The sequence below is a fragment of the Acetobacterium tundrae genome (assembly GCF_008086615.1).
GTDB classification, from domain to species: Bacteria; Bacillota; Clostridia; order Eubacteriales; family Eubacteriaceae; genus Acetobacterium; species Acetobacterium tundrae.
In genome coordinates this window covers 233,552-252,601 of the sequence record NZ_RXYB01000002.1, presented here as the reverse complement: position 1 = coordinate 252,601, position 19,050 = coordinate 233,552, and the positions used below count along the sequence as shown (strand labels likewise).

Sequence of the window (19,050 nt, the reverse complement as noted above, 5' to 3'; positions counted from 1 at the left end):
CGTTCTTGCTAGAATGCTACGGTCAGTTTTTCAATCTTTTTGCAATCAATAGACCCGTCGGGGTGATCGCCAGCCCCCCTTCACTCGTCTCTTTGAGCGAAATGGGCATGGCATTTCCAATCAAACGCATGGCATCAATCACTTCATCTGGGGGGATCTGGCTGCGAATTCCGGCCAAAGCCATATCCGCGCTCGTTAAGGCATTGACCGCACCAATGACGTTCCGCTTAACACAAGGCACCTCAACCAACCCAGCGACCGGGTCGCAAACCAAACCCAATAAGCTTTTCAAGGCCAGGGCCGCTGCGTGAATGATGCAATCCCCGTCTCCATTTTTCAGATAGACCACGGCTCCGGCCGCCATGGCACTGGCAGATCCGATTTCCGCCTGACAGCCGCCGGCTGCTCCGGCAATAAAGGCTCGGTGAGCAATGACTTCTCCGATACCGGCAGCCACAAACAGGGCCTCGATTATTTTCATCTCTTCAATTTCATTTTGTTCTTGATAAGTTAAGAGCACCGCCGGGATGACGCCACAGGAACCAGCCGTAGGCGCTGCAACAATACGTTTCATACAGGCATTGGATTCACCCATTTTAATCGCTTTTTCCATAACCGTTCCGATAAAATCACCGCACAACATGGCTTTTTTTTTGACGGCGACGGCAATTTTCTCGCCGTCCCCGCCGACTAATTGGCTGGGAGACTTTAGCTGCTTATCATAATTGTCGTCCGCCGCTTTCATCGCAAGATATAAGCTGCTCATTTTTGTCATCGCTTCATCTCTGGTCATTTGACTTTCGCTGATATCTTCTTCCAGAATCACTTCCCAGAACGGTTTATTGGATGTCTTAATCCGATCCATAATTTCATTGAATGATTTGAAACTCATGCTGACTCCTCTAAACTGAGATATGTAACCTTTCGAATGCCGTCCAAGTGTTCCAGCCACTTTATTGATTCCGGTGATATTTCCTGATCGCATTCCAGAACCATCACCGCATCACCACCCCGCTTGCTTCGATATAACTGCATCGTGGCAATGTTGATCGATTTTTGACTCAGCATGGCTGCCACTTTGGTTACCAGCCCCGGCTTATCCAGATTATGAACAATCAGCGTCGGGAAATCTCCTCCAAAATTGGCATCCAGACCATCGATCTGAAAAATTTTAATATTGCCGCCGCCCACTGAAGAAGCGAGAATCTCCAGCTCTCTTCCTGATACCCCGGTTAAATTCAGTTTGACACTGTTAGGATGCGCGTCTCTCAATTCGATTCCTTCAAAGCAAAATGTCATTCCCTCTTTTTGAGCCCATTTAAAACTTTCTGGTATTCGAACATCATCCGGCTTCATCCCCAGTAATCCGGCGATGATCGCTTTATCTGTGCCATGTCCCTTTCCGGTCGTCAGAAAGGATCCATGAAAATAAATCTTCGCCGTTTTAATCTTCTCACCCATCAATTTATTGGAAAGATAACCAATTTTGACTGCCCCCGCGGTATGGGAACTGGATGGCCCAACCATAATGGGTCCAATAATATCAAATACGTTCATCTCATCCCTCTTTTACAAAACTTTTTGAATATTTAAACACTTTTTGAAAAGTCTGATTGTAAAAATTAATTATTGATTGATTTCAATGAACATATTATAACACGTCAATTCTATATAAACATAGCCCCTGTTTATAACTTTATTAAATTAAATGATATTCCTTTAACAGGTCTTCAATCACCGTCCCTGATATTTTTTTCAGACTCCCTTTTTCAATCAAGCTGATGATGAAAGGCAGTTTCAATTCTGTAATTTTCTTTCCGTCCATCATCTTGGAAGTAGAATCCATGAGGGTCCGCACATCGTAGCAGGAAGCAAAAACTTCCGGAACGCCACGATCCACATCCAGTAGCGTGTAGACGGCTTCCATAGCTGTTCGCACTGAATATTCAGTGGTAAACACCGTATCCCGGACCGTATCCGCAAACTGGCCAATAAAGGCAAAGTTCACGGCCCCATCCGGCACTACTTTCGGTCGGTCTCCCTTGGTTCTTGGCATAAAGAAGGCCGTGATATATGGCATCATGCAAGGGATACAACGGGCTGATTCAGTCGCCATTTCATGGATCTCGGATTCCGGCACACCGATATGGTAAAGCCATTCTTCGGTGATTTCAATACCGGTACATTCCCGCATGGGCTTTTTAATATAATCTCCGGGAACATCGGTAAACAAACCATAGACCCAAACCACCAGCTGATCTTTTGGCTGCGCTTTGAAATGAGGCTGGCGATTGACCGTGTAACTCATGAGCCACTTGGAATCTTTCACCGTAACAATTCCGCCACTAACCACTTTTCCATTGAAGGGGTCGCGTTTGCAGACTTTTTCAATATAAGGAGGAATGCGATTGTCCAGGGTGGTGACGGTGGCTGATTCCCAATTTGTGGCGGGAATATTGGTACAAAACTTATCGGGATGGCCGAAAGCCTCGTCCTGACTGGCAATGTTTCGCCATAGCTCCCAACAGCCGCCGGGGGAATTGTTGATGCCGGCAGGATGATTTTGATCTCCGAGAGAGGCGTTTTCGGTACAGCTCCCGTTGGTGACAAAAACCAGATCATCTTCGATTAGATCAATGGATTCTTCGGCGCCATTATGCATACAGATGATTTTTTTGGCCACTTTTTTATCATTCTGAATGTCAAAAAGAATATTGGTCACCTGGGTGTCATATTGGAACTGAACGCCATTGCCTTCCAGATAGTTGACCATGGGAAGAATCAGCGATTCGTACTGGTTGTATTGAGTGAATTTTAAGGCTGAAAAATCAGGCAGTCCCCCGATGTGATGAATAAATCGCTGAATGTAGAGCTTCATTTCCAGAGCACTGTGCCATTCTTCAAAAGCAAACATCGTCCGCCAGTAAAGCCAGAAGTTGGAAGCGAAAAATTCTTCGGTAAAGACTTCTTCGATTTTTCGATCATAGAGATCTTCATCCCGGGTCATAAAGAGTTTTACAATTTCCATGGATGCTTTGTCACTGAGGGTGAACTTCCCGTCGGTATGGGCATCTTCCCCCTGATTGACGGTTGCCCGCATCAATGAAAAATTAGGGTCTTTCTTGTTCAGCCAGTAATATTCATCCAGCACCGAAGCCCCATCGATTTCTGAGGACGGGATGGATCGGAACAAATCCCAGAGGCATTCAAAATGGTTTTCCATTTCCCGACCACCCCGAATGATAAAGCCCTTTTGATTGTCATAAATGCCGTCGCAGGCACCTCCTGGGAGACTAAGTTCTTCTAAAATATGAATACGTTCACCCTTCATCTGACCGTCTCGCACCATAAAACAGGCCGCTGCCAAAGAGGCTAAACCCGACCCCACCAGATAGGCTGATTTTTTATCCGCATCCGCCGGTTTCTGCGGTCTTGCAAAAGCTTCATAATTTCCGTTGCTATAATACATCTTTTTTCCTCCAACTCTTAATGTTATTTTATTGATATTGTCATCATAGACTTTTATTCAAAATTTTGCCATATACAAAAAGGCTCAATGTCAAAAGTTCTAACACTGAGCCCATATTGTCAAAACTTTAGACAAATCAACTCATTGTCTAAAGTTTTGAATCACATCAATAAAATCTTCAGAAAAATTCAGTAAATCATATCTTTGAAAATACCTTCATCTCGATGGTGTTCTGAATTTTTCCAGCGCTTTTTCAATATCCCCATGAACCAAAATGCTCAATCTGTCAATAATGATCCTCGGTTCTTCTTTCATCCCCTGCTGAATCCACTCCAGCACGAGTCCTACAAAAGCATATTTGTAGAAGTGGGCAATAAAAGCTTTGTCGTCATCTCGAACTGTCATTCCCGATGCTTTTTCTTCAATGACCCCGATTAAAAGATTGTAGGTTTCATTATAAAGATATGTTTCCAGGTGCTGTCGGCTGACGGAGTGGTAGGTATTTCGGACAAATCCGCTGTTTTTCAGAACATATTCAAATATTTTTAAAAAGCCTTCCTGCCAGGTGTCATAGGTTTTTTTTCCATCCAAAGCTTTGGTAGCTTCGTTAGTGTAGATCCATTCCACGAGATCATAAATATCCTGGAAATGATAATAAAAAGTCTGCCGATTCACTTCGCAGTCAGCTGCCACATCGATGACGGTAATTTTATCTAAAGGTTTTTTTAAAAGCAGCTTTTTCAATGAAGCAGCAAGAGCTCTTTTCGTTGTCTGTGACACTGGACACCTCCGTTTTTTTATATAATAATCGCTATTCTTATTTCAGTTTTAATGTTATTATGATATCCTTAAATAATATACTCAACTTAGTCGGTTTCAAGTAAAATAATTATTTATTAAGAATCGTTCTTGATTTTTAATATAGTTTGCTTTATAATTAAATAAATTAAATCAACCAGGAGGATTACTTATGGCAATTGTATGGACACCAAATTTATCAGTCGGCGTAACAAGTATTGATGATCAACACAAGGTCTTGTTTGAAAAAGCAGATAAGCTTTTTGAAGCAGGCAAATCCGGTAAATCGAAAGAGATTATCGGACAGATGTTGGATTTTCTTGACAAATATACGAAACAACATTTTCATGATGAGGAAGTATACATGACAAGCATAAATTATCCAGGAATTTCGGAACAAAAAACGGCACACAAGGATTTTATCGCGGAACTCACCAAATTAAAAAAAGAATATGCAGCTTCTGGTGGAAATATCTGTCTGATTATCAATGCGAACCAGATGGTAATCAGCTGGCTGACCAAACATATTTCAGTGATGGATAAAAAAATTGGAACCTACGCCAATACTCTTAAATAAGGTACATCAAAAAGCCGCCGACAGGCTGGCAATTTATGGACAAGGGAAACGACTAACCAGTGATTGAACCAACATGATTTTTCATTTCATTTGATCATCTTCAGGACAATCACGGTTGCCGTTTTATTCAGGCAATCCTGTTTTAGCTGATTGCATACCACTTCAAGTGCAGTTGGAACAAAACCGTCGAAGGCTGCATTAACAACAATCAGCATGGGATGTTTGATTCGCGCGGCCGCATACTCAAGGAAGATATATTCGGTATCCGACAGTTTTTTTACCGGTGTTTTCAGTTTATTTCCCAACCCGATCCGTTTGGCTGTCGACTCAGCCCAGATTCTCTTATCACTGACGTCTCTGACATGCAACAGTGATGCCTTCAAAAAATCCTGAACACATTCATTTCCGTACCGACGTTTCGGATCCTCAAACATAATGGCATATTCACAACGCACTAACGCTTTTAATTCTTCTTTTTTTCCAAAATCAAACTTTCTTCGGTTGAAGAAAAAAAGCTCATCCGGCTTAAGTTTTTTACCGGTGATCATTTTCAGAAATGTCTCCTTCTTATTTGAAGATGAAAAAAGCAATTCTCGGCAAGCATGTTTCTCAATCGAAAACAGTTTTTCATTTCCTCGTCGTATCCGCAACAGGGAAAAGTCCTGAAAACTATCAATAATCTGACCGGATTTTTTAAAAACCTCCAGCATCGCCAATGTCATGTCGTTTACCAGTGCAAAATCCTCAATAGTGAAGCGTCCGTTTTTCTTATTGATCAGTTCCAGGGCACCAAAAACTTCCTTTTCATCAATACCCAGGGGCACGGCAATTCCTGAACTGACGGCAATACCAAGGGCGTGACCAACCTCTTCAAAATGCACCGCCGTCTGTTGTGAATCCCGGACGAACAATGGCAGTCCTTCAAATACACACTGTGCAGCAATACCATGCCCTTTTCTCAGCTTCAGTTGATAGAATCGCTCCGCCGATGGACTCTTGATAATCACAGGATAAATATACTCCCCATCCCGATCCTTATCCTTCAGCCAGAGAACCGCGGCGAGTGCATCCGTCACCATCAGGACTTCATCCAGGGTGATACTGAAAAGTCGGGGGACCGAGGTACTTGCTTCAATCTTCTCCTGAAATCGCTGGATGCACTCTTCATAGCTGAGATGCTTTTCTCCGGTAAAATCTTTGAATATTTTTGACTTCAGTTTATTCGTGGTTTCCCGTATAACGCGGGTGCCTTCCAGGTTTCCAAATTCATCAAAATTCACCTCGTTAAAGCCGTGGATATTGATGATGCGCTTGGCCGCATAGCGATTGATGGGTGCGGTGCGGCTGATATAGGGAACATAGCTTGCTTTCCGGGTGAGATCTTCGGCATGGACGATATACTCAAATCGGTCTGTTTTAAGAGCTTCTTTCTGGGTATCGTTCATCGCGTACCAGCAGTAGGGCTGGGCGTTAATACAATAGGCGTTGACAGCTTCTGTGAGACGGTTGATGAAAACATAGGTTGCCAGATTCCCGCCTTTAGAATGACCCAATATGTTTCGTTCTCCCGAAATACCCCGCATGTTGACATCATAAAAAGCCAGCGCTTTCTGATGATGGTTGGTAACCCTGCCTAGCGATGCCACCAGGCATCCCCCCCAATCCAATACAATGCTGGATGTGTTCATCAGCTCGCATCCGCTGAAAGACACAGCCGCATTGTCGTCACTGTCTTTAAAAGCCAATCCGACAAAGCTTGTTTTTCTTTTCTCTTTGGTATTGCCGTAGCTGCCATAGTTGTCATTCATATAACCGGTGATGACGACATCATCCAAATTATCGCTGGTCGCATAGATGCGGCGAAAATTGGCCTGTCTTGACTTGATGTATTTTTTTCCCTTTTGAGATCTGCTGATAAAGGCGGGATACATGGAACAACCGCATTGGTCAAGCAGATCGATATAGACATCCAGCTTCATCGGTGTTTCACGGGAGATTTTGTTTTTGAATCCCGATGGCAGATGAAAATAGGCTATTTCAAGCAATAAGTATTTTTCAATATCCAGCAGATTGCACATTTTTAAACTCATCGACGAAGCCCTCCTTTTTTGCGGTCCATTGGTTGGATCAACCAGCCAGCTTCTTATTTCCGCTGTTTGCAATTTTTCCCTGATGGGATGTAATTCTTTAGTCTTCCTGAGCTTCCTTTATAAATGAACGCAGTTCCTTGACATGCAGCTGCGTTTCTTCATCGTCTGCATAGGTCAAAATTTGTTTGGCAATGTCTGCAGCATTTTTGAAATCACCTAAATAGACGTAAATGTCACACATGATGGTGCAGTAAAAAATCCGATAATCCATATAATTTTCATTGAGCGGATTTTTTAAAATTTTCATCAGCATTTTGCAGTACTCCAAGGTCTTTTCTCTGTTGCCGATAAAATCATAGCAGCTCACCAGCAGCGGAAGAACACCCTCTGGTTCGAAGCCCGATTTAAGGCATTTTTCAAAAAGCGGAATGGCGTCATCAAAGCAGTAATACAAAAATAGAATATAAGCAATGTTGTAGAGCAGCTCAGGCGTTTCCTTCATAATCCTGGCCGTATTAAAGCATTTAAGAGCCTTCTGATAGTCTTCTTCGTTACAATATGCCATGCCTTTTTCAAACAGTTCGTCGTAACCAGCCTTGAGAGAGGCCTTGTCTATGACCGCATGGATCATTTCATCCGTTACCGTTAAATTTGCGAATTCCCCGTTGTATTCCTTCATGTATCGAAGAACTTCAGGAATCAGTTCATTTTTGGCATTATCAGACTCGCCGTACCAGACATTTGATTGACCAACGCCGCTGCCTGTACCTGCCACTGATGCCTTTTTGATTTCAAAGGTGCGCTGATCTTCAGGGAGAAGATGACAGTCGCTGGCGGCGGCGACAAAATTAAAATACAGACTGGCATTTTCATCCGTGAACGAGGGCACAAACTGGGCTTCCCGATAAGCCGTTGCATTTTCATACCATCCAACAATTCTCGTTTTTCCATCATCAGCAGTCGCACACCAGACAATGATGAAGCCCTCTGACTGAGGGTCTTGTATTGATATTTCCGGATCACATTTTTCCAGATCTAAATTATCAAATGAGATAACATGACCGTAACATTTTCGATTATAATCCATAAAATTATAAGCTTCTCCTACCGATCTGCTCTCATCTATCAGTGTTCCGCCATCTTGAGGCATATCATCTGCGGTGATTCCTTGATAATATTTCATCCATGCACCATTACAAAATAAAAGTTTCATCATTTTCTCCCAATCTTCCACTTCAAAAATTAAAACCATGCCCTTTGTGATTTCCGTTATTAGCATGCCGTTGGAATTTCCAACCCCTGGATTTTTGTCTAACTCACCGCTGCAAACGCAATTACGGATAACGGCTTGATTTTACCCGGTTCATAAATCGTGATATCGTTATATTCGTTTACGGCAGCGTCATCCTCGAGATGATATTTGTTGCAGACAACCCCGTCAATTGAATGCTTTTTGCAGTACAGTTCAATGATGTAGCCTGATTTATTCTGTTCGTCAAAGTATTGATTCTGTTTATTATACATTTGGCGCAGGGTGTGAAGCCTCTTATTCTCGGTAATCAATTGATCAATTTCCACCTTGTTTTCAACATACCAATCATGTACTTTTTTATAATCCCCAGAAAACTTGTCCGTGGCGACGTTGTTTTCTAATCTCAACATTTTCAAACTGTCTTCTATTTCGCATTCTATAATGCAAATCTTCTTGTTTTTATAAATATCTGACTGCAAGATATGAAACCAAAAAAGGACATGCATTTTATCAGTTAAATAAATGCCGTTTCCATTAGCTTGAATATATTTGCTTTCTTTTAATTTAAAGCCTTCACTCAATATTGAGATTGCACTCTTTTCGCTTGTCAGATGGTATAATTTCATTTTTCTACCCCAATATACTCGATTATTCCATGCTGCCGGAACGTTCTAATCCTCTTCGCAAATCAGTAAAAACAGTTCCCGGGCAACACCCGATAACGCGGCTTGATCTTCAAACGAAAGATTGCGTATTTTTTCTATGACCGGATCATTGGAAGCATACAGGGTATCAGCCTCCAGCATATTTGTCATTTGGGACGGCAACATATTTGTCAATTGGTAAGAAGCCGGATTGAGGGTAATGCCAATTTGCTTATCACCTTTTACAAATTCCATCCGGTTCCCACAGGCCAGTCCTTGGTTAAGGTCGGTCCATCCTTCTATTTTTGCCTTCTCTAATATTTTTTTCATTCTAAAACTCCTCTTCGTCGAAAATTAATCAGTATCATCAAACCGTTGTTGGTCACTGTTAATTCTATTATACCATGATTTAGGATTATTCAAATAAAAAAACATGAGGCTGTTTGATGCGACAGCTCCATGTTTTTCGTACAATATGGTTTATTTCTTAATTAAAACATCGATCTAAAATTTAATAACTTTTGGTTCACCAGCAAAGGATGCAATCGTTGCTACGGCATCTTTTAAATACAATACCTGTGTATTATCATCATTTGCTGAATACCTGGCCTGCAAACTCGGATAAGCATCCAGCATATGCTGTTTGGCTTCAACTCGATCATCCACAACTGCAATAGCCTGGATGCGAATCCAATTATCTCCCAAGAAAGCACAGATTTCTATTTTGGGGTTTAACGAGATCTGCTTTGATACATCCTTTGACTTACCCGTCTGAATATAGAGTTTACCTTCAAAAATATCAATTGTACCAAAAGGTCGAACTCTTGGCTGGTCGCCCTCTTCTGTTGCTAAAAAATAGGTTCCGCATTTTTTCAAATAATCATAAACTTCCTGCATGATCTGATCCTCCACTTTATATAAATTAATAGTTTTTATTTCAAAAAATTATATCATGGGCAACCTTAAAACAAGCAGTATTTTTCATGAAACCAAAGTGCCAAAAGATAGCAATTTTTTTATCCAAAAATTCAAACTAACCTCATTCGCTACTGGGACTGATAAGAATATCGGTTCCTTCGACTTTAACCAGATAGCTGCGAGTATCGGGAACCCTAACTTTTATAAATAAGATTTTCCCTTGCTTTACCACTTTCCCGGTCCGCACATCAAATGCCGAACCGTGCCGAGGGCAGACAATTGTGTTTCCTTCCAAATTACCGTCGTAGAGCGATCCTCCCATATGCGTGCATTTATTGTCAATTGCATAATAGCGACCTTCAATCTTCGTCAGAAGAATTTCTTTACCCTCGTAAGCGATTTTTTTCTTCTGATCCACAATAAAATCAGTTGTCTGAGCAATTTTTACATAGTCCATAGAAACCATCCTTTCATTCTACTACAAAAACATGGGGGGTTTTTTCCCCTTACATACTTTCTACCCATTGCTTTACTATTTAAAACATGGCAAAAGCTCTGTCTCTGAATTTCAGGAAATCCGGTAATCCGGGCAATGTCTTCCATTTCATCTGCAGAAACGCCGTCATAAATAAAAGCCGGAATGCCCAGGGGCCCGGCAATGGTGTCTGCCAGCAACGCCCCTAAGTTCGAAGCATGCTCCGAAAGACCGCCTGCCCATATCAGATTTTTCATCGCTTCATTCACCGTATAGCCACCGGATTTGATGGGTGGCAGCAAGCCGCCACGGCCAACCACCGCCGACAATTTTTTGGTGTCAAAATGATGATTCTCCAAAATTTCCATGATGGTATCTTTTATGAAATCAAATTGCTGATTAATTGTCAGAAATGCTTCCAGTACATCACTCCGATGTTCAATAGATGCCGAAAATAATTCATTTTCATTTTCAAAAATCCCTATTTTTGTCGACGTTGAGCCGGGGTTGATCGTCAATATCACATAGTCCTTCATTTGTTTATCTCCTCTTCATGAGAAATGTCTGCCGTTATATTTTCAAGGAAATAAACTCAGGCATTATATTGAACCATCAAAGTCAATATTGATGTTTCCGCTGTGGGTTGATGCATTCAGATGCCTGGTACCGCTTGTGGAATTGGAAATATTCTTATTGCCGCTGTTCGTATCAGCAGTGATTGAATAGTCCGCTGCGTTTCCGGCAATACTCCCTGAAATATTTCCACTGGCAGCTTTCATGCTAATATCATTCCCGGCAAGTCCTTTAAAAGTGATATTTCCGCTGTTTATCTCCATGGCAATTTTTCCATCGGCCTTCGTTTTCACGACATTCAAATCCCCACTGGATCCCAGTATGGATAAGTTACCAGCGATCTGTCCTGAATTGAGCGCAATATTTCCGCTGTTGGCCGTGAGTTCACAATCGTTGGTGGTACTGATATTTTCAACTTTAATGTTCCCGCTTTTGGCATCGGCAACGATTGCGCCATCAACCGAAACATCCGTCAGCTTAAGGGTCCCACTGGAGGAATTTATCGTCAGCCCCTTGGAAAGTTTAAGCTTTGATGCTTCGACAGAACCGCTGGCAGTCGTCGCCTCAACAGAACCGATATATTTGGACGGCACGGAAATCATGAGTTTCCGATCCTGAGTATCGAAATTGATGCCAAGGTGGATATAATCAAACCATTTTTTACTCGATTCATAATTTACCGTCAGATTTCCATCCGCAGATCGTTCGATATCGTAGGTTTCATCGTCATTTTCAAAGTAATCAATTTTGATCTCATCCGAATCCACTCCCACCAAAACCACATTGCAGCTCTCAACATCCACGTTTAAAGCGTTAATATCACCGGCATTGAAAGTCTCCGTTTTTTCTTCATATGGCTTCTCCGTGCTAAGTGACTGCCAGTTAAAGCCGGCGATGGTAAAACCGGCAATCGTCAGAACAAAACCAGTGCCGATCAATGCTCCCGCAATGATTAAAAGTGTTCTAGTTATTGATTTCATAGTCAACCTCCCGGGTGATAAATAGTGACTTGATCCAGCGCAGGAACAGTCCCGTGAGTTTTACAAGCCAGACCGATAGTGCCGTTACGCCGAAAAATGCGAGAATGCCGATTCCACCGCATATCAGGCCGGATCCCAAAATAAACAAACTGGCTGCAAAATTCTGGAATAAACAAAACAAGCCACCAAAAATCCCGGCTAACCCGCTGAGTACAAGAGCCGCCACTGTCGCATAAAGAGAAATGATCACTGCCCATACAGAAACATATACCGATAGAATCACGACTACAAAAGCGGCCAGAAGCGTAAACCACAAGGGGAACCCAAGAACAAGCAAAACAATTTCCCAGGCTTTTAGCCGGGCTTTAGGCCTCATTTTAGTTTTCATCAGAGTAGTCAGCGGCAGCTCGAGCATGGCTGCTTTGACGATATCGTCAATATTCCCCATAGCGGCAACCGCTTCCTCTTCACTCATTCCGTCCTCACTCCGATCATCGATCATTTCCAAATAGAAACTCCTGGTTTTTTCGACTTCATTTTCCGGAAGCCCGGCAAGCTTTTTTTCAAGACAGGATAAAAATTCAGTTTTATTCATTGTCAGAAGACCTCATTTCCTCAGTTATAAAATTATAGACCGTCATAACCTCTTTCCAACTTTCAAGAAAAGTCTCAATCTTCTCCCTGCCGGCATCGGTTATTTTATAGTACTTGCGCAACCGTCCGTTATGTTCGACTGAATAGACATTCAGACAATCACTTGACTCCAGCCTTTTCAATATCGGGTATAGTGTTGATTCGGAAATTTCCAGATAAGGACTTGCATCCTTGATGATCTGATAGCCATAAGAATCCCCTCGATTGAGAACGGTGAGCACGCATGTTTCCAACAGCCCTTTTTTTAATTGGACGTCCATAAACAATACCTCCATTTGCGTTATACTATATTATGCATAGTATAATTTGTCAATCAATTTCTTCCTTTTTTATTTCTTATTTTTTTCCTCAACTAGATGCTTTCCTATAAAATGGCGATTTATAGGTGACGGTGACACTCCAAATTTATACCAAAAAAAACGGCGGTGATGGATTTCTCTCATCACCGCCGCAGCGTCTTATTATTCTATAACTTCTACTACATCACCTTGTTTTTACCAGACCTTTTAGCCCGATACAATCGTTCATCAGCACGACGTATCACACTGTCCAAATCATCGCCTTTTTTATATGACGCCACGCCAAAGCTGCAGGACAGATGTCCAATTATCTCAAATGTATGCTCAGATATCAGCACTCTCAGCTTTTCAGTAATTTCAGTCGCCTGAAGTAACGACGTATCCGGAAAAGTCAGGACAAATTCTTCCCCGCCCCATCTGATAAAAAGATCGGAATTTCTGATGTGTTTTCCAATTAAACCGGTAAGATCGACTAAGACCGCATCGCCAGTCAAATGTCCATAGTGATCATTGATCGCCTTAAAATCATCAATATCAAACATGGCAATCGACAAATGAGCATTTTTCTGTTCGCCATGATCTGCTAATCGTGCATATTCCTTATTAAACTTCCCTTTGTTATAGATTCCCGTTAACGGATCGTGCTCAGCCATTCTTATCAGTTCAACATTATTCAGGTATTGAATCCTCTTAAAATAATTGAAACTATACGAAGCGCTGCTGCTTATGATAATAACCAGCATGATATGAAAAATGGCTGCCAGAAAATCAGAAGACGAAATATTCTTGAAACTCAATGCCGCAAAAGCAAAATAACCAATGCTGATGAACAGTGAAGTAAAAATTGAATACAGCCACCGATTATTAATTAGAAAAATAGCCAGAATAATGATCATCACGCTAAAAGCCTGGATCATAAAATCAGGATCAGAAAATTTGTTGGAAATATAAATAAATGACAGCGAAATGATCACTTCATAGGCGGTAAACCAGTAGATCAGTGAATCGTATTTTTTGTCCCGGCTGACCTTAAAATACAAAAAAATCAACAATGCTGCGATGACACTGCGGCAAATTAATACCGCGATAAAATCATTTACATCTTTTAGGATAAAATACTCCGGGATGATAAATAAAAAGTATATCATCCCGACGACGAAGATCGTAAATTTTACTTCCTTTAAGTTCTTTGCGATTTCAGCATTATAAAATTCTTTTTCGAGCGCTTCTTCCCTGAATTCCCCTAAATGAATTGGCACGTTTTTGTTTTTATTCTGATCCATTTTCTCAATATCGCCTTTCAAAATGTTAAACTATGCTTGAATTTCTATTATAACATAATAAATTGGCGTCTGGTCACTAAACAATTATTTTAGGGTTATGCCGCTTATTTATAAAATAAGCCTGTGGCTAATCATGAATTCTAATACCCGGGATAGCGTTTTCGGTCAACATTACTTTCATCATAATCAATCAATAAATCATCAGCGACCTGTATTAGGACGTCTTTCAGCTCAACTTGCTCAATCCACTCCACAGGGATTGCACTCAGTCCCAGATAGACCCCAAGAATATTTCCAGTGATGGCACCGATGCTGTCGCTGTCGCCGCTATGATTAACCGCGGTTTGCAGTGCTTTTCTGAAATCGTGCTGATATTTCAGGGCGCAGTAGACCGCAATGGCTAGGGCTTCTTCGCCGACCCATCCCCCGCCCAGCAGGGCAATCGCTTCATCATCAAAAGAGCCCATTTTTGAAAGCTTCTCAGCCAGCTCCAATTTTTTCGTGCATTTTTCATGTCCTTCATATTTTTTGAGGATCATCAGTGTCTTTGTCACTACGGTTTCCAGATCGAATCCCTCGATCAGAGCATCAATCAGATAGGCAAGTGCCCCAGCGCTCAGAAATCCAGACGGATGTCCATGGGTTAGTGCCGCCATTTCCGCCGCCAACTGAAAGGCTTCCTCTCTTCGATAAAACAGACCCACCGGTGCCGACCGCATTACCCCGCCGCAACCCCTGCTGGTGTTGATTGGATCTTCCATTGTGCCATGATCTTCCCTTCTAAGGGCAGTTAAGCAGGAAACCCCCGGTGCTCTGCAGGCATGAAGTGCTTCAATATCAAGCAGCCACCCATCATAAACCCATTCATATTCCGTTACCCTCGGGTACCCCTGGGTCAGCAGCCATCTCTGATAGGCATGGAAAACAACAGACGGCGGATGACAAATCCCCTTCGTCACCCGCCGAGTTTCAGATCTCAAGATCCCTTCTGCAGTGAAAAGAGTCATTTGAGTATCATCCGTAATTAGCGCTTTTCCAGATGAAGAAATAACCAGGTCCTGAATTCCATCAGGACCGTATTGGCTGATAATTTCATCCAACTGCATAAACTCCACCGGAGCACCCAAAGCATCACCGATTGCACCGCCAACAAGACACCCTCTAAAAGAATTCTGGTCTCTTTTCATCGTGGTTCCTCCCTACCTAAATATGAAATATCATTTACATCATATATACCCAAAACCATCACGTTCAACGCAAAGGAAAAGTGACATTCTACTTTATTGATTTCTATTGAGTTATTATCAAATATCAATGCATTAGCTGATTAATGATGGTCTTTTCCGGTAAACTGATGAACGATAATTTTTAACACCGCAACACAGTCAACCATATTCTCATCAAATGAAAAATTCTGACCCGTCTGATGTTTCATCAATTCAAACATTGCTATTTTCTTTTCTTCCACATCATGCACAAAAGCAACTCTGCCATTTCCAATAATGCTTTTGAACGAGTACCCGTATTGGCAGGCGACGTCTCCTGTAATCAGGCGATGTTCGCAATCCATTTCAAAACAGATTTCACTATTCTCTTTTAAAGCGTTAATTTTACGTCCTTCTTTGGCACTGTGAAAATACAATACCAATTGATTGTTAATATAGAGGTAGCCAAAATTCACTGGCACAAGATAAAGTCCATCTTGTGCCTGCATCGCAATTCTACAAATTTTACACTGTTCAATAATTTTCATTAACTCTTTTTTTTCTGTTACTTCTCTGTCTTTTCTTCTCATTTTCATCATACTCCTTCAAAAGCCTTTATGGAATCTATTTTACTTGATCTTTTAAAGTAATTCAACGTTATTGAGTATCGGATCGATGAATCTCTGATTTTGCAAATTAAAGTCTCCAGCTAGTTTAGAAATCATCAGTTCATCTTCGCTCAGGAAAATGCACAATATTCTTATGGGAGTTTCGTAAATGTAATCCCTTCCATCAAATATTAAGTTATATTTTTATATACAATTAACATTCACTTTACAGTATTAGTCTTTCTCATTAAAATATAAATCGCTACAATATATAATATTCATTCTGTTGTGAATATTAACTCGCTTCATAACGGAATAATCCAAAATTCAGTTTATCATTTTATAAGGAATCAAAATTTAGGAGGTTCTATTTATGCGGTGTTTTTTGAACATGAAAATCGGGGTGAAATTAATGGTGAGTTTCATCATCCTCGCCATTATTACCGGTATTGTTGGAATTGTGGGTATTATTAATCTTAATATGCTTAATCAATCTGACACAGAACTCTATGAAGACATGACGGTGCCAATTTCTGAACTCGGCGATATGACCACGTCCTTTCAGGAAATGAGCGTTGATATCCGGAATATGATTATTGAAAATCGCCCGGAATTGATTCAGGCAAACATTGGTAAATACCTCATTCAAAAACAGGAAATAGAAACTTTAGCGGCCAGTTTGGAAAAGTCTGTCAGTGATCCAGAAATGAAAGCTGCCTATGATACGTTTATCACCTCTCAAAAAGCTACTGCCGATGAATTCGAAAAGGTCCAGGCTCTGGCATTGCAGAATCAGGATACTGAAGCGTTTGCAATGTTGTCGGCAAATGGATCCCTTGTCGCAGTTGCGGCAACCGAAGTGAATGCTCTCAATAACATGACTAAAATAAAACTGGACGCTGCCAAAGCCAAGGAAGAGGCCATTACCATTCAAGGGAATTCAGCCGCAATCTTTATGGGTATTTTTACCGCTATCGCCTTTATTCTGGCAATTGCTTTCGGTCTGATCCTGCGCACTATGATCGCTAAACCGCTTGGAAAAGCCAACCTGATGATCAAAGAAATGAGTGTCGGACGTTTCACCATGCGTCTAAATATGAATTGCAAGGATGAAATTGGTGAAATGGCTCAATCGATGGACACTTTTTCTAATGAAATTCAAACCGTCATCATCGGTACCATGAATCAGATCTCCAACGGCGATGTCAGTGCAACAATTGAACCATGGGATTCACAGGATGAGCTGACACCGGCTCTGAAACAAATCATCGAAACCATTCGGGGACTGATTGCCGAAGCCACTATGCTGTCTAATGCTGCCGTGGTAGGACGTCTGGACAAAAGAGGAAACATCGATGCTTTTAACGGCGGCTATAAAGAAATCGTTCAGGGCGTCAATGACACTCTGGATGCCGTCATCGGACCATTAAATGTGGCTGCGGATTATGTGGAAAAAATAGGTCTCGGCCAAATTCCATCAAAAATTACAGAGCCGTACCAAGGCGATTTCAATACCTTTAAGAATAACATCAATGCCTGCATTGATGGATTGGGAGCATTAACTGAAAGTAACCGTATTCTCGGCAAAATGAGTCTGAATGATTATTCCGAAACAATTGAAACTACCTATTCTGGCATCTATGGAGAAATCGCGGTCGCAGTCAATGCGGTTCATACTCGTCTCGACCGAGTTGTTGCTATTTCAACCCATATCGTCGCTGGTGATATGATAGATCTGGATACATTAAAACAAATCGGCAAGAGAAGTAACAATGATACCTTAATCCCAAGCTTAGTCAGAATGATCGAGAATATTAACAATCTTGTCAAAGAAACTGCAGACATGACCACAATTGCTGTGGCAGGGGATCTTCGTAACCGTGGGGACGCCAGTCAATTTCAGGGCGAATTTGCCAAGGTTATTGAAGGCTTCAATCAAACCCTGGATGCGGTCATCCAACCTTTAATTGAAGCGAGTGACACGCTAAATGAATTTTCAACCGGGAATCTCAACACGGCGATGGTCGGTAACTACCAGGGCGATCATGCCCAGATAAAGAATGCTTTAAACAACACCATCGCATTCCTGAAACGCTATGTGGATGAAATCACAAACACGTTGGAAGAAATGGGTCAGGGAAACTTTAATCAGGAGATTACCACTGACTATCTGGGCGACTTCCAGGCCATTAAAAATGCGCTGAATGATATTACCACCAACCTCAGCAGCACCATGTCGGATATTAACATTGCCGCCGATCAGGTGAAAATCGGTGCTCAACAAATATCCGACGGCGGACAGACATTGTCCCAGGGGACGACCGAACAGGCCAGTTCTATTGAAGAATTAACCGCCTCCATTGAAGAGGTTGCCGGTGAAACAAAGAAAAATGCCGTCAATGCCAATCAGGCCAATGAACTGACCAACACCGTACGATCCCTTGCCGTTGACGGAAATGAGCAAATGAGTGACATGGTCACCGCCATGGTGGAAATCAATGATTCATCCAAACGTATTTCCAAAATCATCAAAGTCATTGATGATATTGCCTTTCAAACCAATATTCTGGCTCTGAATGCCGCCGTGGAAGCCGCTCGAGCCGGACAGCATGGTAAAGGCTTTGCCGTTGTTGCGGAAGAAGTCCGCTCACTCGCAGCCAGAAGTGCGGAAGCCGCCAAGGAAACCACCGGCCTAATTGAAGGCTCCATTGCCAAGGTGAATGTGGGATCAAAGATTGCCGACCAGACCGCGGAAAGCTTAAAAGACATCCTCAACCAGATTGAAAAAGTAACGACTCTGGTTGGGAATATTGCCCAGGCCTCCAACGATCAGGCCTCGGAAATCGCCCAGATCAACCAGGGGATTGAACAGGTATCCCTGGTAGTACAAACCAACTCCGCCACTGCCGAAGAAAGTGCCGCCGCCAGTGAAGAACTTTCCGGACAGGCGGAAATGCTCAGACAAATGGTAGGTGCTTTTAAATTAAAGCCAGCTGATCATATTGAGAAAACAATCAAAGAAACCAAGGTTGAAAAGACAGCAATACATAATATCAGCTCCTCATCTGAACCAAAAATTGTTCTGAATAATCTGGATAAATATTAGATTAATGGATTATCCAACTATGCCCCAGACAAATTCAACTGTCTGGGGCATTTCTTTATGTGATAAAAAATCAGTTCTATAGTCTCAGATGATATTGTCACCAACCACAAATCTACCGT

19 protein-coding genes are annotated in these 19,050 nt (G+C 41.8%); 2 read left to right on the top strand and 17 right to left on the bottom strand.

The window, feature by feature from the left end:
- Positions 1–22: 22 nt before the first annotated feature.
- From sdaAA to FZC40_RS02630, 4 genes are all read right to left on the bottom strand, one after another.
- Positions 23–892: an L-serine ammonia-lyase, iron-sulfur-dependent, subunit alpha gene (sdaAA, locus tag FZC40_RS02645; protein ID WP_148602388.1), complete on the bottom strand. Its 870-nt coding sequence runs from the start codon at positions 890–892 to the stop codon at positions 23–25.
- Positions 889–1,557: an L-serine ammonia-lyase, iron-sulfur-dependent subunit beta gene (sdaAB, locus tag FZC40_RS02640; protein ID WP_148602387.1), complete on the bottom strand. Its 669-nt coding sequence runs from the start codon at positions 1,555–1,557 to the stop codon at positions 889–891. Before sdaAB ends, sdaAA begins: the two co-directional genes overlap by 4 nt.
- A 142-nt stretch (positions 1,558–1,699) precedes the next feature.
- On the bottom strand, positions 1,700–3,469 hold the full coding sequence (locus tag FZC40_RS02635; RefSeq protein WP_148602386.1) for an oleate hydratase: 1,770 nt from the start codon (positions 3,467–3,469) through the stop codon (positions 1,700–1,702).
- Positions 3,470–3,685: 216 nt separating this feature from the next.
- Positions 3,686–4,249 (bottom strand): TetR-like C-terminal domain-containing protein, encoded by a 564-nt coding sequence (locus FZC40_RS02630; RefSeq protein ID WP_148602385.1) that lies wholly within the window; start codon positions 4,247–4,249, stop codon positions 3,686–3,688.
- A gap of 190 nt (positions 4,250–4,439) precedes the next feature.
- Here FZC40_RS02630 and FZC40_RS02625 point away from each other — a divergent pair, with 190 nt between their 5' ends.
- Positions 4,440–4,844 carry a bacteriohemerythrin gene (locus tag FZC40_RS02625; RefSeq protein ID WP_148602384.1) on the top strand — a complete coding sequence of 135 codons (405 nt, stop codon included), beginning with the start codon at positions 4,440–4,442 and terminating at the stop codon, positions 4,842–4,844.
- Between the two features lie 86 nt (positions 4,845–4,930).
- Here the strand turns inward: FZC40_RS02625 and FZC40_RS02620 are convergent, their stop codons facing one another.
- The 13 genes from FZC40_RS02620 to FZC40_RS02560 all read right to left on the bottom strand — a co-directional run bounded on the left by FZC40_RS02620 (position 4,931) and on the right by FZC40_RS02560 (position 15,807).
- The gene (locus tag FZC40_RS02620; RefSeq protein ID WP_148602383.1) at positions 4,931–6,934 is read right to left on the bottom strand and encodes a GAF domain-containing protein; all 2,004 of its coding nucleotides are present in this window, start codon (positions 6,932–6,934) and stop codon (positions 4,931–4,933) included.
- Between the two features lie 97 nt (positions 6,935–7,031).
- A complete protein-coding gene (locus FZC40_RS02615) occupies positions 7,032–8,147 on the bottom strand; it encodes a tetratricopeptide repeat protein (RefSeq protein WP_148602382.1) in 1,116 nt (371 codons plus the stop codon).
- 98 nt (positions 8,148–8,245) lie between these two features.
- A complete protein-coding gene (locus FZC40_RS02610) occupies positions 8,246–8,812 on the bottom strand; it encodes a hypothetical protein (RefSeq protein WP_148602381.1) in 567 nt (188 codons plus the stop codon).
- 45 nt (positions 8,813–8,857) lie between these two features.
- Positions 8,858–9,160 carry a hypothetical protein gene (locus tag FZC40_RS02605; protein WP_148602380.1) on the bottom strand — a complete coding sequence of 101 codons (303 nt, stop codon included), beginning with the start codon at positions 9,158–9,160 and terminating at the stop codon, positions 8,858–8,860.
- A 174-nt stretch (positions 9,161–9,334) separates the two neighbouring features.
- Positions 9,335–9,727 (bottom strand): NimC/NimA family protein, encoded by a 393-nt coding sequence (locus FZC40_RS02600; protein ID WP_148602379.1) that lies wholly within the window; start codon positions 9,725–9,727, stop codon positions 9,335–9,337.
- 142 nt (positions 9,728–9,869) lie between these two features.
- Entirely contained in the window at positions 9,870–10,205 is a 336-nt protein-coding gene (locus FZC40_RS02595; protein ID WP_186843693.1) for a Rieske (2Fe-2S) protein, read from the bottom strand.
- Positions 10,193–10,759: an acetate and sugar kinases/Hsc70/actin family protein gene (locus tag FZC40_RS02590; RefSeq protein WP_148602377.1), complete on the bottom strand. Its 567-nt coding sequence runs from the start codon at positions 10,757–10,759 to the stop codon at positions 10,193–10,195. Before FZC40_RS02590 ends, FZC40_RS02595 begins: the two co-directional genes overlap by 13 nt.
- 63 nt (positions 10,760–10,822) lie before the next feature.
- Entirely contained in the window at positions 10,823–11,776 is a 954-nt protein-coding gene (locus FZC40_RS02585) for a DUF4097 family beta strand repeat-containing protein (RefSeq protein WP_148602376.1), read from the bottom strand.
- Positions 11,760–12,371 carry a DUF1700 domain-containing protein gene (locus tag FZC40_RS02580; RefSeq protein WP_148602375.1) on the bottom strand — a complete coding sequence of 204 codons (612 nt, stop codon included), beginning with the start codon at positions 12,369–12,371 and terminating at the stop codon, positions 11,760–11,762. Before FZC40_RS02580 ends, FZC40_RS02585 begins: the two co-directional genes overlap by 17 nt.
- On the bottom strand, positions 12,364–12,690 hold the full coding sequence (locus tag FZC40_RS02575) for a PadR family transcriptional regulator (protein ID WP_148602374.1): 327 nt from the start codon (positions 12,688–12,690) through the stop codon (positions 12,364–12,366). The genes FZC40_RS02580 and FZC40_RS02575 overlap by 8 nt, the downstream gene beginning before the upstream one ends.
- A gap of 218 nt (positions 12,691–12,908) precedes the next feature.
- Positions 12,909–14,012, bottom strand: a complete 1,104-nt coding sequence (locus FZC40_RS02570; RefSeq protein ID WP_148602373.1) for a GGDEF domain-containing protein — start codon at positions 14,010–14,012, stop codon at positions 12,909–12,911.
- Between the two features lie 140 nt (positions 14,013–14,152).
- Positions 14,153–15,199, bottom strand: a complete 1,047-nt coding sequence (locus tag FZC40_RS02565) for an ADP-ribosylglycohydrolase family protein (protein ID WP_148602372.1) — start codon at positions 15,197–15,199, stop codon at positions 14,153–14,155.
- A 140-nt stretch (positions 15,200–15,339) separates the two neighbouring features.
- The gene (locus tag FZC40_RS02560) at positions 15,340–15,807 is read right to left on the bottom strand and encodes a pyridoxamine 5'-phosphate oxidase family protein (RefSeq protein ID WP_243135724.1); all 468 of its coding nucleotides are present in this window, start codon (positions 15,805–15,807) and stop codon (positions 15,340–15,342) included.
- Between the two features lie 391 nt (positions 15,808–16,198).
- Here FZC40_RS02560 and FZC40_RS02555 point away from each other — a divergent pair, with 391 nt between their 5' ends.
- A complete protein-coding gene (locus FZC40_RS02555; protein WP_148602370.1) occupies positions 16,199–18,931 on the top strand; it encodes a methyl-accepting chemotaxis protein in 2,733 nt (910 codons plus the stop codon).
- Positions 18,932–19,050: the final 119 nt, after the last annotated feature.

What these genes read in the sequence shown, in the direction of transcription:
- FZC40_RS02615 (WP_148602382.1), bottom strand. Translation starts at nt 8,147, where the DNA reads ATGAAACTTTTATTTTGTAATGGTGCATGGATGAAATATTATCAAGGA.
- FZC40_RS02595 (WP_186843693.1), bottom strand. Translation starts at nt 10,205, where the DNA reads ATGGACTATGTAAAAATTGCTCAGACAACTGATTTTATTGTGGATCAG.
- sdaAB (WP_148602387.1), bottom strand. Translation starts at nt 1,557, where the DNA reads ATGAACGTATTTGATATTATTGGACCCATTATGGTTGGGCCATCCAGT.
- FZC40_RS02585 (WP_148602376.1), bottom strand. Translation starts at nt 11,776, where the DNA reads ATGAAATCAATAACTAGAACACTTTTAATCATTGCGGGAGCATTGATC.
- sdaAA (WP_148602388.1), bottom strand. Translation starts at nt 892, where the DNA reads ATGAGTTTCAAATCATTCAATGAAATTATGGATCGGATTAAGACATCC.
- FZC40_RS02605 (WP_148602380.1), bottom strand. Translation starts at nt 9,160, where the DNA reads ATGAAAAAAATATTAGAGAAGGCAAAAATAGAAGGATGGACCGACCTT.
- FZC40_RS02575 (WP_148602374.1), bottom strand. Translation starts at nt 12,690, where the DNA reads ATGGACGTCCAATTAAAAAAAGGGCTGTTGGAAACATGCGTGCTCACC.
- FZC40_RS02560 (WP_243135724.1), bottom strand. Translation starts at nt 15,807, where the DNA reads ATGAGAAGAAAAGACAGAGAAGTAACAGAAAAAAAAGAGTTAATGAAA.
- FZC40_RS02570 (WP_148602373.1), bottom strand. Translation starts at nt 14,012, where the DNA reads ATGGATCAGAATAAAAACAAAAACGTGCCAATTCATTTAGGGGAATTC.
- FZC40_RS02555 (WP_148602370.1), top strand. Translation starts at nt 16,199, where the DNA reads ATGCGGTGTTTTTTGAACATGAAAATCGGGGTGAAATTAATGGTGAGT.
- FZC40_RS02635 (WP_148602386.1), bottom strand. Translation starts at nt 3,469, where the DNA reads ATGTATTATAGCAACGGAAATTATGAAGCTTTTGCAAGACCGCAGAAA.
- FZC40_RS02565 (WP_148602372.1), bottom strand. Translation starts at nt 15,199, where the DNA reads ATGAAAAGAGACCAGAATTCTTTTAGAGGGTGTCTTGTTGGCGGTGCA.
- FZC40_RS02590 (WP_148602377.1), bottom strand. Translation starts at nt 10,759, where the DNA reads ATGAAGGACTATGTGATATTGACGATCAACCCCGGCTCAACGTCGACA.
- FZC40_RS02580 (WP_148602375.1), bottom strand. Translation starts at nt 12,371, where the DNA reads ATGAATAAAACTGAATTTTTATCCTGTCTTGAAAAAAAGCTTGCCGGG.
- FZC40_RS02610 (WP_148602381.1), bottom strand. Translation starts at nt 8,812, where the DNA reads ATGAAATTATACCATCTGACAAGCGAAAAGAGTGCAATCTCAATATTG.
- FZC40_RS02620 (WP_148602383.1), bottom strand. Translation starts at nt 6,934, where the DNA reads ATGAGTTTAAAAATGTGCAATCTGCTGGATATTGAAAAATACTTATTG.
- FZC40_RS02625 (WP_148602384.1), top strand. Translation starts at nt 4,440, where the DNA reads ATGGCAATTGTATGGACACCAAATTTATCAGTCGGCGTAACAAGTATT.
- FZC40_RS02600 (WP_148602379.1), bottom strand. Translation starts at nt 9,727, where the DNA reads ATGCAGGAAGTTTATGATTATTTGAAAAAATGCGGAACCTATTTTTTA.